The sequence below is a fragment of the Burkholderia sp. Bp9004 genome (assembly GCF_003858025.1).
Classification (GTDB): domain Bacteria; phylum Pseudomonadota; class Gammaproteobacteria; order Burkholderiales; family Burkholderiaceae; genus Burkholderia; species Burkholderia diffusa.
In genome coordinates this window covers 45,956-60,054 of the sequence record NZ_QTQD01000012.1, presented here as the reverse complement: position 1 = coordinate 60,054, position 14,099 = coordinate 45,956, and the positions used below count along the sequence as shown (strand labels likewise).

Annotated in this window: 16 protein-coding genes; 6 read left to right on the top strand and 10 right to left on the bottom strand. The window is 66.1% G+C overall.

Going from position 1 to position 14,099, the window contains the following annotated elements:
* Positions 1-39: 39 nt before the first annotated feature.
* A complete protein-coding gene (locus tag DIE08_RS15575; RefSeq protein ID WP_185715866.1) occupies positions 40-813 on the top strand; it encodes a HEAT repeat domain-containing protein in 774 nt (257 codons plus the stop codon).
* Between the two features lie 345 nt (positions 814-1,158).
* On the opposite strand, the gene DIE08_RS15570 is transcribed toward DIE08_RS15575, so the two are convergent.
* Positions 1,159-1,647 (bottom strand): aminoacyl-tRNA deacylase, encoded by a 489-nt coding sequence (locus DIE08_RS15570; protein WP_044848239.1) that lies wholly within the window; start codon positions 1,645-1,647, stop codon positions 1,159-1,161.
* 454 nt (positions 1,648-2,101) lie between these two features.
* Here DIE08_RS15570 and DIE08_RS15565 point away from each other — a divergent pair, with 454 nt between their 5' ends.
* Positions 2,102-2,389 carry a YciI-like protein gene (locus DIE08_RS15565; protein WP_059606847.1) on the top strand — a complete coding sequence of 96 codons (288 nt, stop codon included), beginning with the start codon at positions 2,102-2,104 and terminating at the stop codon, positions 2,387-2,389.
* Between the two features lie 12 nt (positions 2,390-2,401).
* Here the strand turns inward: DIE08_RS15565 and corA are convergent, their stop codons facing one another.
* Positions 2,402-3,379: a magnesium/cobalt transporter CorA gene (gene corA / locus DIE08_RS15560; protein ID WP_124629433.1), complete on the bottom strand. Its 978-nt coding sequence runs from the start codon at positions 3,377-3,379 to the stop codon at positions 2,402-2,404.
* Between the two features lie 179 nt (positions 3,380-3,558).
* On the opposite strand from corA, the gene cydX reads away from it, so the two are divergent.
* Both cydX and DIE08_RS15550 read left to right on the top strand, forming a co-directional pair.
* Positions 3,559-3,705 carry a cytochrome bd-I oxidase subunit CydX gene (gene cydX, locus DIE08_RS15555; RefSeq protein WP_082729050.1) on the top strand — a complete coding sequence of 49 codons (147 nt, stop codon included), beginning with the start codon at positions 3,559-3,561 and terminating at the stop codon, positions 3,703-3,705.
* Positions 3,702-4,319, top strand: a complete 618-nt coding sequence (locus DIE08_RS15550; RefSeq protein ID WP_124902411.1) for an ATP-binding protein — start codon at positions 3,702-3,704, stop codon at positions 4,317-4,319. Before cydX ends, DIE08_RS15550 begins: the two co-directional genes overlap by 4 nt.
* A 108-nt stretch (positions 4,320-4,427) precedes the next feature.
* On the opposite strand, the gene DIE08_RS15545 is transcribed toward DIE08_RS15550, so the two are convergent.
* Positions 4,428-5,528, bottom strand: a complete 1,101-nt coding sequence (locus DIE08_RS15545) for a saccharopine dehydrogenase family protein (RefSeq protein WP_040144221.1) — start codon at positions 5,526-5,528, stop codon at positions 4,428-4,430.
* Between the two features lie 442 nt (positions 5,529-5,970).
* Complete coding sequence (locus DIE08_RS15540) at positions 5,971-6,435, bottom strand: Lrp/AsnC family transcriptional regulator (protein ID WP_006481526.1); 465 nt, start codon at positions 6,433-6,435, stop codon at positions 5,971-5,973.
* Positions 6,436-6,761: 326 nt separating this feature from the next.
* Here DIE08_RS15540 and DIE08_RS15535 point away from each other — a divergent pair, with 326 nt between their 5' ends.
* The gene (locus DIE08_RS15535; protein ID WP_124902410.1) at positions 6,762-7,307 is read left to right on the top strand and encodes a Spy/CpxP family protein refolding chaperone; all 546 of its coding nucleotides are present in this window, start codon (positions 6,762-6,764) and stop codon (positions 7,305-7,307) included.
* Between the two features lie 129 nt (positions 7,308-7,436).
* Positions 7,437-7,868, top strand: coding sequence for a PGDYG domain-containing protein (locus DIE08_RS15530; protein WP_124629430.1), 432 nt, complete (start codon positions 7,437-7,439; stop codon positions 7,866-7,868).
* Between the two features lie 52 nt (positions 7,869-7,920).
* Here DIE08_RS15530 and DIE08_RS15525 read toward each other — a convergent pair whose 3' ends face one another.
* The 6 genes from DIE08_RS15525 to DIE08_RS15500 all read right to left on the bottom strand — a co-directional run bounded on the left by DIE08_RS15525 (position 7,921) and on the right by DIE08_RS15500 (position 14,097).
* The gene (locus DIE08_RS15525) at positions 7,921-8,283 is read right to left on the bottom strand and encodes a DUF3022 domain-containing protein (protein WP_124902409.1); all 363 of its coding nucleotides are present in this window, start codon (positions 8,281-8,283) and stop codon (positions 7,921-7,923) included.
* A gap of 13 nt (positions 8,284-8,296) precedes the next feature.
* Complete coding sequence (locus DIE08_RS15520; RefSeq protein ID WP_124902408.1) at positions 8,297-9,085, bottom strand: YhfC family intramembrane metalloprotease; 789 nt, start codon at positions 9,083-9,085, stop codon at positions 8,297-8,299.
* A gap of 54 nt (positions 9,086-9,139) precedes the next feature.
* Complete coding sequence (locus tag DIE08_RS15515; RefSeq protein ID WP_124902407.1) at positions 9,140-10,183, bottom strand: LacI family DNA-binding transcriptional regulator; 1,044 nt, start codon at positions 10,181-10,183, stop codon at positions 9,140-9,142.
* 322 nt (positions 10,184-10,505) lie between these two features.
* Complete coding sequence (locus DIE08_RS15510) at positions 10,506-11,471, bottom strand: D-glycerate dehydrogenase (RefSeq protein WP_124902406.1); 966 nt, start codon at positions 11,469-11,471, stop codon at positions 10,506-10,508.
* Positions 11,472-11,476: 5 nt separating this feature from the next.
* Complete coding sequence (locus DIE08_RS15505) at positions 11,477-12,757, bottom strand: MFS transporter (RefSeq protein ID WP_059606864.1); 1,281 nt, start codon at positions 12,755-12,757, stop codon at positions 11,477-11,479.
* Positions 12,758-13,104: 347 nt separating this feature from the next.
* Entirely contained in the window at positions 13,105-14,097 is a 993-nt protein-coding gene (locus tag DIE08_RS15500) for a sugar kinase (protein WP_124902405.1), read from the bottom strand.
* Between the last annotated feature and the right edge of the window lie 2 nt (positions 14,098-14,099).

The window sequence follows — 14,099 nt, the reverse complement described above, 5'->3', positions numbered from 1 at the left end:
TCGCGTGAGCGCCGCCCAACAGCCGGCGCGGCATGCCGGATGTCGCGCGGCGCGGCGAACATGGCGAGCGGGCGGCTCGAAGCATCCGGTTTCGGGCTGCCGGGGCGACGCTCCGCGCCTGATGGCGCAGCTTCACGCCGCGTGAATCGCACGGTGAAGCAAGCCGCAATCAATACAATTTCCATGCACGCGTTGAACACACTGCACGAACAGGTCGAAAAATTCAGGGAATGGGCGGCGCTATACCCGGTCCGCCAGCGAAGTACCGACTGGGAATGCGAGTACGGCCATTGGGAAGCACTGTGGGACGCGTCGCTTGCCGTCGTCGACTCGCTTGCGCCGGACGCCTGGACCGTAACCGCGTGCGCCGATCTGCTTTACGCGATTGCCCGTGACCACGCGCTGGAACACATTTCGAGCATGCTCTGGACGCAACCCGACGCGTTGCTGGCACTTGCGCGCGCCTCGATCGACGCGTCGGAGCCGAACGCCAAATGGCAGTTGGCCGCGCGACTCGGCGGGCAGGGTTCGCATGCCGCAGAGGCCGAAGCACTGCTGTTGCGCCTGGTGAACGACGAGGACGAATACGTGCGCCGGCGTGCCTTGCTTGCGTTGGGCGCGCTGAAGTCCGCTTATGCCGAAACGCTCGCGGAACGCGCATGGCACACCGGACATGAATATCGGCGGATTGCCGCGTTGTGGGTGCTCAAGGACGTCAAATCCGGCAAGCTGGCGCAATACGTGAAGCTGGCCGAGGAAGACGGTCGCGAATACGTCGTCCGGAACGCGCGAGACGTCATGATGACGGGTTGAACGCCGCCGCATCGTGCGCAGCCTGCGGCTGGAACCCGGGAATCCGGTGGTTGGTCGGCAGACCGGCCGCAGAAGCGACATTTCTAAATGGCTGGAACACGACATTTCTAGAAAGCTACTACAAAGATTTTTGTTGATAACTATGATTATGTCAAATACGAAATTCGCCCGACGACACCACTGAGATCCCGATGGGACGCCACCAGAATCCCGCCTCACCGGTCGCTCGCGGCACCGATTTCCGGCGTAAACGCAGCTGCGGCAAAACCGGCGAAACGCAACGTCCCTGACGGCCGTCCGCCAGACGCCGTCTCCAACCACCGCAAACTGCCCGCAACAGGACGATCAGGACAACCACATCCCCTGCATCTTGTGCGAGAAATGCGCGCGCTCGGCCGTCTCCATCAGCGACAGGAATTCGTCCTGCATCATGTGGATCAGCGCTTCGTGGTCGCCGGCCTCGAAATACACTTCCGGCTGCTGCGCGAGATGTTCCTCGAGGAACGTCTTCATCCCGTACGCCATGCACACCGGCGGCAACGCGCCGAGGTCGCAATCCTTGAACAGTTCGCGCAGTTCGATTTCCCTGGCAAGCACGAGATGACGACCGGTCTTGACCCAGAGATCCGACAGCCGCACTGCATGCGACGTCGGCAGCACGGCGGCGACGTAGCCTTCGTCGTCCTCGAGCAGCACGGTTTTCGCGAGGCGATCGCCGGGGATATGCGCGGCGGCGGCCGTCTCCATGCTGGTATGGCTATACGGGTGGTACACGACTTCGTACCGCGATGACTTCTGGCGCAGGCAATCCTGCAGGGTGGCTGACACAGGCATGGCACACCTCGTCTCGACGAATCGGGCGAACGAAGTTCGCTCCGGATTCGTTCAGCATAGGTCGCATTGCGGCCAATGGAAACGCCCTCGCACGCCCCCCCGGACGGACGGCCCCGACACCTGGCTTCGGCCCCTTTTCCGGTCGGCGCGGCCGCCCTAGCCGCCCTTGCCGGTATGCGAAATTCAGGCCCGGAATACGCATGGAACATGCCGTCCGGATCCGTCTTTCCTGAAGACAAATCCGGCGAGAACCGGTCAAATGTGATAACGCGAATCCATGCGACGGCGGATTCAAACTAGACCGTTAGTTGCATTTTAGGGAAGGGCATCGAGACCTGAAAATCATCTTCGTGGTCGCCCGAAATCGGCCGGCCACGCGCCGACAAAGACCGAACCGCGCTCTATACTGAGCCAACCGCCCGCCATCCAGCGGCAACCGATTCCGGGAGCGACCATGCATTACCAGTTGATCTACGAACTCGTCGACGATTACCTGTCCCGGCGCGAGCAGTACCGCGCCGAGCACCTCGCACTCGCGCAGGCGGCAACCGAGCGCGGCGAGCTCATGCTCGCCGGCGCATTGCAGGATCCAGCCGACCGGGCCGTGCTCGTCTTCGAAGGCGACTCGCCGGAAGCCGCCGAATCGTTCGCCCGCGCGGATCCGTACGTGCAGCACGGCCTCGTCAAATCCTGGTACGTGCGTCCGTGGCGCGTCGTGGTCGGCAAGCACGCCCCGCGCTAGCAGCGCCCGCGGCTACAGCCACCCCGCCCGCTTGAAGCGCCACCACAACGCGAGATCGGCGGCGACCATCACCCCGATGCAGCCGTAGAAGCCGTACTTGAGGTGCAACTCGGGCATGTTCGCGAAGTTCATCCCGTAGATGCCGGCGATCATCGTCGGTATCGCGAACAGCGCGGCGAACGAACCGAGCCGCTTGGTCACTTCGTTCTCCGCGAGCGAAATCATCCCGAGGTTGACCTGGATCGCGGTCACGACCATCTCGCGCCGCCCTTCGATCGTCTTCACGATCCGCTGCAGGTGGTCGTACACGTCGCGGAAGTAATGCTCCATCCCGCTACAGACCTGCGGAATGCGTCCTCCGGTGAGCTTCGCGAGCGGCTCGATCAGCGGCGCCGTGTGCTGGTGCAGCGTTACGAGCCGGCGTTTCAGCGAATAGAGATCCTCGATGATGACGCGCGACGACGCGGGCGAGGCCTTCGTGAAGATGCGGTCCTCGAGTTCCTCGAGCTCGAGGCCGAGCGTCTCGAGGATCGGAAAATAGCGGTCGACGACCTGGTCCATCAGCGCATAGAACACGAACGCCGACCCTTCCTGCAGCAGATGCGGCTCGCGCTCGCAGCGCTTGCGCACGTCGCGGAAGTCCTGCTCGGTATGGTTGCGAATCGACAGCACATAGTTCGGGCCGACGAACACGTTCAGCTCGCCGACCTTGAATTCGCCGTCGTCGTCGAGCTCGACCATATGGAGCACCGCGAACAGCGAATCGCCGTACTCCTCGATCTTCGGCCGCTGATGCCCCTTGCGGGCATCCTCGAGCGCGAGCTCGTGCAACCCGAATTCCTCGCCCATCAGGTCGATCTCGTCCGGCGTCGGATCCTTCAGCGCGACCCACACGAAACACTCGGGCTTGGACACGTAGTCGCTGATGGCGTCGATATCGATTTCGGCCAGCTTGCGGCCGTCCTGGTATGCAGCACAATTGATCAGCATGTTGTCCGTCTTGTTGCAGTTTTCGCATCAGTTTACCGGTTTGACGCGCGGGCGGCCCGGCTTGCGCGACACGCCGATATTGGTCATGATCGGACTACGTGCGACGCGGCATGCGCACGGCATCGCTTCGACAGACGCACGGCATGGCCGTGCGGCCCAACCGTCAAGGAGACAGACCCATGTGGTATTTCTCGTGGATACTCGGCATCGGCGTGGCGCTCGGCTTCGGCATCATCAACGCGATGTGGCTGGAGGCGGAAGTCTTCTCGCGCGGCGACAAGCGCACCGACGCATCGCGCGCGGATCCGGGGAGCCGGTATTCGTGACGCACCTGGTGTTCTTCTGCGGTCATGCCGGCACCGGCAAGACCACGCTCGCGAAGCGGCTGATCGGGCCGCTGATGCGTGCGACCGGCGAAGCCTTCTGCCTGCTCGACAAGGACACGCTCTACGGCCGCTACAGTTCGGCCGCGATGGGTGCCCTCACCTCCGATCCGAACGATCGTGACAGCCCGCTCTACCTGAAGCACCTGCGCGATCCCGAATACCAGGGCCTGCTCGACACAGCCCGCGAGAACCTCGCGCTCGGCATCGGCGTGCTGGTGGTCGGCCCGCTGTCGCGCGAAGTGCGTGATCGGCGCATCCTCGACCGCACGTGGCTCGGCATCGGGCCGGACGTCGTGCTGACGGTCGTGTGGGTCCATACCGCGGAAGACGTCGCGCACCAGCGAATCGTCGCGCGCGGCAATCCGAACGACGCGTACAAGCTCGCGCACTGGGACGAATACCGGCAACGCCGCTTCGTGCCGACCGGCCACGAATGCGACGGCATCGTGATGTTCGACAACACCGCGCCGTCCGACGCGGACATCGATGCTCTGCTGTACCGCATCGCACCGCCGGCGCCGCAGGCATCGATCCTCCCGCCGCTGCCCGCCTGAGCGGCAGGCATCGCCCTGCTCCTCCCCGCTTCGACTCGCTCAAAAAACAACGCCGGAAGCGCTGTTGCGCTCCCGGCGTCGCACGGCCCTCGTGCCGGAGACCCGTCGTCAGGCGACTTCGTGCACGCGCTCCATCGTGCCGCCTTCGTACAGCTTGCCGAAGCGGTTCGCGAGGAATGCCTTCAGCGACACCTTTTCTTGCGGGATGAAACCGCTCTGCGGCAGCTTCTTCTCGCGGAACAGATCCAGCACCGCGCACATCGCGCCGGCCGTCGTGATCTGGATCGCGCTCATGTGCATCCCGCACACGTCCTTCGCGAAAATCTTGCGCGTGAACACGTCCTGCACGAGCTGACCGTCCTTCACGCCCGTCACCGTGACGAACACGAGCACGACGTCCTGCTTCGTCGACGGCACCGCGCGGCGCATGATCGACTTCAGCGTGTCGCGGTCGCTCGACAGGCGCAGGTCCTCGAGCAGGAACTGCACGAGTTCGCGGTGACCCGGATAGCGCACCGACTTGTAGTCGAGCGTCTCGACCTTGCCCGACAGCGTCTCGCACAGCGTGCCCAGACCGCCCGACGTGTTGAACGCTTCGTATTCGGTACCGTCGAGCGAGAAATGCTCGAGGCCTTCGAGCGGCTGCACCCACTGCTTGCGGCCGTCACGGATCGCTTCACACGGCTGGCAGTATTCGTTGATCAGGCCGTCGACGCTCCACGTCAGGTTGTACTTGAGCGCGTTGGTCGGATACTCGGGCAGCGCGCCGACGCGCATCTTCACGTCGCGCACTTCGCTGAAGCCGTTCACGAGCTCGTGTGCGGCGATGCCGATGAAGCCCGGCGCGAGGCCGCACTGCGGCATGAACGCACGGTCCGAACCATCCGCCAGTTCGCGGATCGCGTGAGTCGCGCGCACGTCTTCGGTCAGGTCGAAGTAATGGACGCCGGCAGCCTTGGCCGCCGCGGCGACGTTGACCGCAAGGTAGTACGGCAGCGCGTTGACGAGCGCATCGAAGCCCTTCACGGCTTCGCGGATCGCATTGGCGTCAGCCGAATCGACACGCTGCGTCGCGATGCCTTCACGCGAGAGCTTGGCGAGCGCATCCGCGTCGCGGTCGAACGCGACCACTTCGTAGTCGCCCGTTTCACGCAGCATGTGAGCAATGGTGTGACCGATCAGACCTGCGCCGACGATGGCGATTTTCATGCGCTTATCTCCTGATGATGAGTTTGGTGTTGGTGTACGGCGTCGAGCCATGAACACAGTTTAGGGACGCGCAAAATCAGTTCCAAGACGAAGAATGATGCGAAACGACCGTTTAATTCGACGATATGACGACGTATTTCGTCACAACGACCAAATCGTCTAAAAATCACATATATGACGCGCTGCAAACGGGCCGCGATGGACGCGTTTGGACGGGCACGAAGGAACATGCAAGGCGGAAGATGCGTACGCGAATGAATCGTTGCTCGCGCGCAAGCCGGCATTCGACGCAACGATGCGTGCTCGCGTCCAGATGCGCGACGCAACGCCCCGCCCCGCGGCGAGTGCCGGCGGCGGGTATCAAGGGAAAGGAAAGGAGGAAAAACCGGCGCGACGATTCGAATCGCGCCGCGGTGTCACACGCGACACCGCATGCGATGCGTCATCCGCCGATCGTGCCGCGATCGATCTTGCGCGACAGGATGATCGACGTGGTCGTGCGTTCGACGCCTTCGAGCGTACCGATCTGGTCGAGCAGGTCGTTGAGCCGTTCGGGCGAATCGGCGCGCAGCCACGCGACGTAATCGTACTCGCCGCTCACCGCGCACAGCAGCTGCACCTCAGGCATCCGGTCGAGCTTGCGCAACACGTCCTTGCCGAACTTCGGCGTGAGGATGATGCCGACGTACGCATAAATGCTTGCATCGAGCACGTCCTGTCCGAGCCGCACGCTGTAGCCGGCGATCACGTTGGTGCGCTCGAGCCGCGCAATGCGCGCGACGACCGTCGTGCGTGCGACGTCGAGCTGTCGCGCGAGATCGGCGACGCTTGCGCGCGCATCGGCTTGCAGCAGCGCGACGAGTTGCCGGTCGAGGTCGTCGAGTTGGTCGAGACGAGGTGGACGCATGAGGCTGGGCCGGCGTGCAACGCGCCGGCGAAATGGAACGTGACGCGATGATAGCGCCGAACGCCGGTGCGCCCAAACGGCATCGCACGCAGTCACGGGCTTACGCGTTCGTATCGCCTGCCTCGTTCGCGTGCGGCGTCCGACGTCGATCGAACGCCGTCCGCCCACTATGTCCCTTTCAATTTCGATTCGTTTCGGATGTAAGCAAGTGTCGCATTCACTGCCGCGCCGCACGCAACGTGCTACTAATAATGTGCGACGCGAGAGGCGCGCTTGCGGCGGTTGCCGCCGCGCCCGTTCGCACGACACCACTCGGAGAGCCAATCATGAAGAAAATCTCGCTCACCCTCGCTACGCTCGCCGTTGCAGCCAGCGCGTTCGCGCAAACGCCGGCGCAGCCGCAAGCGCCCGCTCCGTCAATGACGGCTGCGGCGTCGGCCCCGAGCGCCGAACAGCGCGCGGCGCGCCACGAAGCGCGCATCGAGCAGCGCATCAAGTACCTGCACGATCAACTGAAAATCACGTCGGCGCAGGAGCCGCAATGGAAGACGTTCGCCGACACGATGCGTGAGAATGGCGACACGATGGGCCGCCTCTATCGCATGCGGATGGAAAGCCAGAACGTGTCCGCGGTCGACGATATGAAGCAGTACGCGGAACTCGCGCAGGCGAACGCGGACGGCGCGAAGAAGCTCGCCGACGCATTCGCGCCGCTCTACCAGAGCTTCCCGGCCGACCAGAAGGCACTCGCCGACACGACGTTCCGCAGCTGGCTGCATCACGGCGGCGAACACCGCGGCAAGGGCAAGGCCCGGAGCAAGGAAGGTAAGGCAGCCGCCGCGCCGGCCGCCAGCGCGCCCGCACAACCCTGACGTCCGCCTGCCGGCGCCACGGTGCCCGTCCGGGGCGAACGGCGTCGCGCATCCCGCAGGAATCCGGTGCGTCACACGGCGCGCCGGATTCGGGATAAGCTCCCGGCTTTTCCCGCACTTCCCCCCGCCATGCTCGAACTCAAGCACATCGATCTGCGTACCGACCCGCAGGCCCGTCGCGTCGTGAAGGACGAAACCGTCACGGTCGCATTCGCGGAGGCCGACGGCGAACTGATGAGCCTCGAAGGCCCGAACCGCTATATCGCGGGCGACGCGCTGATCACCGGCTCGACCGGCGACCGCTGGGTCGTGTCGCGCGCACGCTTCGACGCGAAGTACCTGCCCGCCGATCCGGCGCTCGCGCACGGTGCGCCGGGCGCCTACCGGAACCGTCCGGCCGTCGTGCTCGCCCGCCGGATGGACGAACCGTTCACGATCGCCCGCTCGGAAAACGGCGACACGCTGCGCGGCATCGCCGGCGACTGGGTGATGCAGTATGCGCCCGGCGACTACGGCGTCGTCCAGGCGCAGCGTTTCGCGCAGGTCTACCGCGACGCGTAACGCGTAGCGCGCGACGCCGGCATCGCGCCGGCGCGCTCGCTCACGTCAAGGGTCAGGCAAAGTCTTCGTCGAGTTCGAGTTCCGCGTCGCGCTCGACGGCCTCGCCGGCCGCGTGCCGCTCCTCGAGCGAGCCCAGCATCGCTTCCGTGTACGCATGCAGCACCGCATGGCTGCGGGCGCGCTGCATCGGCCTGAGCGCCAGATAACGCGCCAGCGCGGCCGGCACGATGCGGATGTCGAGCGTCATCCGTTTCGGCGTCGAACCGAAACGCATCGCCAGCCACTGCACTGACAGGAAGCGTCCGCGTTCGTCGCTGCTTTCGACAAAGCGCGTCTGTTCCGGAAAGAGATCGCAGATCACGCGCGCGAGCACGTCGAATTCGGCGCTCCGGCATTCGATCAGATAGTCGTCCATTCCGCCTCTCCCGTCAGGCCGCCGCACGCGGCGACCGGCACGTCTTCGCCAGCACGGCCACCAGGATCGCGGCCAGCACGAAATACGCGGCCTCGAGCGATCCGGCCGGCAGCACGCGCACCTGATACAGCAGCGCCGGCGCGACCGCCAGCGCATGCAGCACGATCGCGAGCGGCAGCACGCCCGCGCGGCCGGCGCGCACGCCGCGCCAGACCAGCACCGACAGCGCGAGTTGCACCACGAACGCCGAGCAACGCTCGAGCAGCAACAGCAGGATCGACTGTGCCGACAGCGTCGCCAGCATCACGTGCAGCCGCACGACGGTATCGCCCGGCAGGTCCGCGAGCTGCGTCTCGAGCTGGCCGCGGCTCGCGAGCCACGCAAGATACGACCACTGGCCCCATATGAGCACGCCGACGAACCAGGCTTCGGCACCGGCATGGCCGATCCCGTAGCCGATGCCGCGCCCGTCGCCGGCCGATGCGCCGTAGCGGCGGTTCAGGAACCGGATCCCGAGATAGCGGCCGACTTCCTCAAACACGGCAGTCGCGAGCGCACTGTACGCGACGAACGCGAGCGGCTGCGTGAGCCAGCCGCCGGCGGGCGTCTGGCTCAGCACGAGGCCATGGAATGCGCGTTCGACGATCATCGCGAACAGCGTGAAGACGGCGACACCGACGATCGTGTCGCGGCGGTCGAGCGAAAGTGGCTTGCGCAGAATACGGAAGAGAACGAACGGCAGTAGCGCGATGATCACCGTGGCGGCGATCAGCACCGCCAGCGTGACGGGAGCGACAGTCATGAATTTCCTTGTTCGGGGCAGCGCACCTGACGCGCGCCGTGCCCCGAATGATACTCAGCTTGCGGTCGACGCGCGCGCAATCAGCTCGCCCGGCAGCAACGCGACGCGCACGTCGCCGGCCGCGCCGTCGATGCGCTCGTGCACGAATTCGACCGCCTTGTAGCCGATCTCGTAGGTCGGCTGGCGAATCGTCGTGATGCCGATCAGTTCGGCCCACTCCGGATCGTCGATCGACAGCAGCGCGGCCTTTTCCTGCCACGCCGCGCCGAAACGCGCGCGCAGATGGCGCGCGATCGCGAGCGCGACCGGCGCGTTGGCGGCGAACAGCGCCGCACGCACGCCGCGCCGCACCGCGTCGTCGATGCGCGCGTCGAGGTCGGCAAGCGCCGCCGCAGCCGCGGCGGGCTCGTTCAGGTCGAGCACGACCGTCGGCGGCACCGGCAGCCCGCGCGCGTCGAGCGCCGCGCGAAACGCGGCCTCGCGCAGGCGCCGCGAGCTGACACGCTCGAACGGCTGCACGACGAAATGGATCGCATCGAAGCCGTGCGCGACCAGGTGCGCGATCGCCATCTCGATCGCATCGGTATTGTCGAGCCCGATCAGGTCGGCCTCGAAGCCCTCGACCGTCCGGTCGACGAGCACGGCCGGAATGCCGGCGCCGCGCAGCGGGCGCAGCACGTCTTCCTCCGCGCCGAGCGCGTTGACGATCAGCCCCTCGACCCGGTAGGTCGTGAGCAGCTGCAGGAAGCGCCGCTCCATCTCGACCTCGTTGGCCGCGTGACAGATGAGCGGCATGTAGCCGAGCGCGTGGCACGCGGCCTCGACGCCCTGCAGCACTTCGACGGTATACGGATTGGTCAGGTCGGCCGCGAGCATGCCGAGCAGCCGGTTGCGGCCGCGCTTCAGCCCGCGCGCCATCTGGTTCGGCCGGTAGTTGAGGCGCGCGATCGCCGTCTCGATCCGCTGGCGCAGATCGGCGGACAGCACGTGCGTCTCGCCGTTCAGATAGCGCGAAACGCTGGTCTTGCCCGTGCCGGCTTCGCGTGCGACGTCGCTGATCGTCGCCGGACGCTGCGTGGAAGGTTGCGAATCGCTCAAGTCGTGCCTCGCGACGTACGATCCGCGCCGCTTCGTGTGCGGACGGACCTTTGTTGTTGGATACGAAAGCCACCCGGCGGACGCCGCCGCTCCCCTGCTTCGCGGTCGATCGAAGCCGGCGCGTTCGCGCCCGCTTCGGTCGCCTGACACGCATGGCGATCGGCCGCACCGGACCTGGCACGGATGCCCGCCGCCGAACGCCACCGGCCGCGTGGCCGGGTCGTCGAGGCGACGAGCGGGCGATCATAACGCAGCCTGCCCTCCGGTACCAAGACCATCGCCTCTAACCCAGCCGGCGGCCCCGCCGACTGACCGGCCCCGCTCAGGTGCGCGCGAGCGCGTCGGGATTGACGAGGTTTGTGCGCAGCGTCCCGGCCAGCGCGCCGACCAGGTTTTCCGCGGCGCAGCGCGCCATCGCATGGCGCGTCTCGTGCGTCGCCGAGCCGATATGTGGGAGCGCGACGACATTGTTCATCCGCAGCAGCGGCGAATCCGCCGGCAACGGCTCCTTCTCGAACACGTCGAGCCCCGCGCCGCGGATCGTGCCCGCGCGCAGCGCGTCGACCAGTGCGGCCTCGTCGACCACCTGCCCGCGCGATGCGTTGATCAGGATCGCGCCGCGCTTCATCTTCGCGAATTCGGCCGCGCCGATCAGGTGACGCGTTTCCGGCGACAACGGCACTTGCAGGCACACGAAATCCGACTGCGCGAGCAGTTCGTCGAGCGTCACGCGGCGGGCGCCGTACTGCGTCTCGGCTTCGGCGTGCGCGGAACGGTTCGTGTACAGCACCTGCATCCGGAAGCCGAGCGCCGCGCGGCGCGCGACCGCGCCGCCGATCCGCCCGAGCCCGACGATGCCGAGCGTCTTGCCCTGCACGTCGGTGCCGTACAGATCGGGGCCGATGCTGCGATGCCAGTGGCCGGCCTTCACCCATTCCGCCAGTTCGACCACGCGCCGCGCGGACGCGAGGATCAGCGAGAACACGGTATCGGCGGTCGATTCCGTCAGCACGTCGGGCGTATGCGCGAGCACGATGCCGCGCCGCGTGAGATCCGCGACGTCGAAGTTGTCGTAGCCGACCGAGATCGTCGACCAGGCCTTCAGCCGCGGTGCGCGATCGAGCATCTGCGGCGTGACCTTCAGGCTCGCGCCGATCGCGCCGTCCGCGTCGCCGAGGGCATCGGCGAGCGCGTCGGCGCCGTCGGCCTGCACGACTTCCGCATGCTCGCGCAGGTACGCGAGCACGTCATCGGGTAGCGGCTTGTACGCGACGATACGAGGCTTCATCGTTTTCATTTTCCTTGCAGCGGCGTCGCGAGCGGGTGCGCATCGCGCGCCTGGGGTTTGACGGACAGCGTGAGGATCACCGCGGCCACGAGCGCGGCGCTCATGAACGCATACGATGCGACGGGCGACCCGGTCGCCCCGTTCAGGTAGCCGACGAAATACGAGCCGACGAACGAGCCGAGCGCGCCCATGCTGTTGATCAGCGCCATTGCGCCGCCGGCGACGTTCTTCGGCAGCAGTTCCGGGACGATCGCGAAAAACGGGCCGTACGGCGCATACATCGCGGCGCCCGCGACGACCAGCAGCGCATACGAGATCCAGAAATGCGACGAGCCGAGCGCATACGACGCGGCGAACGCGGCCGCGCCGACCAGCAGGAACGGCCACACGAAGCCGCGGCGCGAACCGACCTTGTCGGACGCCCACGACGCGACCAGCATCGCGATCGTCGCCGCGAGGTACGGCAGCGCCGACAGCCATCCGGTCGCGACCATGCCGAGCTCGGAGCCGTTCTTGACGATCGACGGCAGCCACAGCACGAAGCCGTACACGCCGATGCTCCAGCAGAAGTATTGTGCGCACAGCTTGATCACCGCTGGCGAACGGAACGCCTCGCCGTAGTTGCGCACGGGCTTGATCGCTGCCTGTTCGGCCGCGAGCGCGGCATCGAGGTCGCTCTTTTCCTGCGCGTTGAGCCACGGCGAATCGGCTGGCTTGTCCTGCACGAGGAACCACCAGCACACGGCCCAGATGATGGCCGGCACACCTTCGGCGATGAACATGTGGCGCCAGCCGAATTCGTGCACGAGATAGCCTGACACGATCGACATCCACAGCACGGTGACCGGATTGCCGAGGATCAGGAACGTGTTCGCGCGCGAGCGTTCGTTCTTCGTGAACCAGTTGCTGATATAGATGAGCATCGCCGGCATCACGGCCGCTTCGACCACGCCGAGCATGAAGCGGATCGCCATCAGCGACGGGATGTTGGTGACGACGCCCGTGAGCGCGGCGCACGCGCCCCACAGGACGAGGCTGGCGAACACGAGCTTCTTGACGCTGCGGCGCTCCGCATAGATTGCGCCCGGAATCTGGAAGAAGAAGTAGCCGAGGAAGAACAGCGCGCCGATCAGCGACGACAGGCCCTTGCTGATCCCGAGGTCCTGGTTGATGCCGGCCGCTGCCGCGAACCCGTAGTTTGCGCGGTCGAGATAAGCGAGGCTGTAGGTGATGAAGACGATCGGCATGATCGTCCACCAGCGTCGTGCTGCGAGATTGGCTGCCATCAGTGTGTCTCCTGTGTCGACGGGAGTTGGCGCTTTAGCGCCTACTCCCGTCCCATGCCGCTGTTGGCAAGAGTTGGCGCTTCAGCGCTTACTCCTGCCCTGCGGCGGTCGACGGAAGCTCGCGCTTCAGCGCCTACTCCCGTCCCATGCCGCTGTTGGCAGGAGTTAGCGCTTCAGCGCTTACTCCTGCCCTGCGGCGGTCGACGGAAGTTCGCGCTTTAGCGCCTACTCCCGTCCCGTCCTTTCGGGAATCGACCGGCGTCGGCGCATCGGCGCCTGCTCCGGCCTCATGCAAAACCGTGCACGAAGCACGAAATGGGTCCGCGGATTGTGCCGTGTCCGGCCTCTCATTGCGCGGTGACGCTTTCCTCTAAGCGATCGGCGCGATTGCTGACGTTTTCGAGCAGATCGAGTGCCTCGCGGGTCGGCAAGCCTTCCGAATCGCCGATCACCTGGATCGCGAGCGCCCCGATGCGGTTGCCGCGCGCGACCGCGTGCTCGACGGACCGGCCTTCCAGCAGCGCACTGACCACGCCGACCGCGAAGCCGTCGCCGGCGCCGACCGTGTCGACCACGTTCGCGACGCGCTCGCCCGCGACCACGCCCTCGCGGCCATCGGCCGTGCGGAAGTACGCACCCTCGGCGCCCAGCTTGATCACCACGCCGCGCGCACCCTGTGCCAGGTAGAAGCCCGCGATATCGGCCGGCGTGTCGTGCCCGGTGAGCTGCTGCCCTTCGGCGAGGCCCGGCAGCACCCAGTCGGCGAGCGTCGCGAGCGCGTTCAGCGTCTTCGCCATCACGTCGGCGGACGGCCACAGCGTCGGGCGCAGGTTCGGATCGAACGAGATCGTCTTGCCGGCCGCACGCATCTCGCGCGCCAGCTGGAAAGCGAGTTCGCAGGACGTCGCGGAGATCGCCGGCGCGACGCCCGTCAAGTGCAGGTGACGCGCGCCGAGCACGTAGTCGGCCACGTAGTCGTCGCGCGACAGGTGGCTCGCGGCCGAGCCCTTGCGGAAATATTCGACGGTCGGGTCGCTGCCGTCGTCGTTGCGCGACTTCAGCTGAAAACCGGTCGGATAGCGCGGATCGACGGTCACGCACGATGCGTCGATGCCTTCGCGCGCAAGCGTGTCGAGCACGTAACCGCCGAACGAATCACGGCCCACCCGGCTCATCCAGCCGACCCGGAAGCCGAGCCGCGACAGGCCGATCGCGACGTTCAGGTCCGCGCCCGCGATCCGCTTCGTGAATTGCGCCGCGTGCGCGAGGTGGCCGGGTTCGGCGGCGACGAACATCGCCATCGCTTCACCGTAGGTCACGACATCGAGTGCTGCCTTCATGA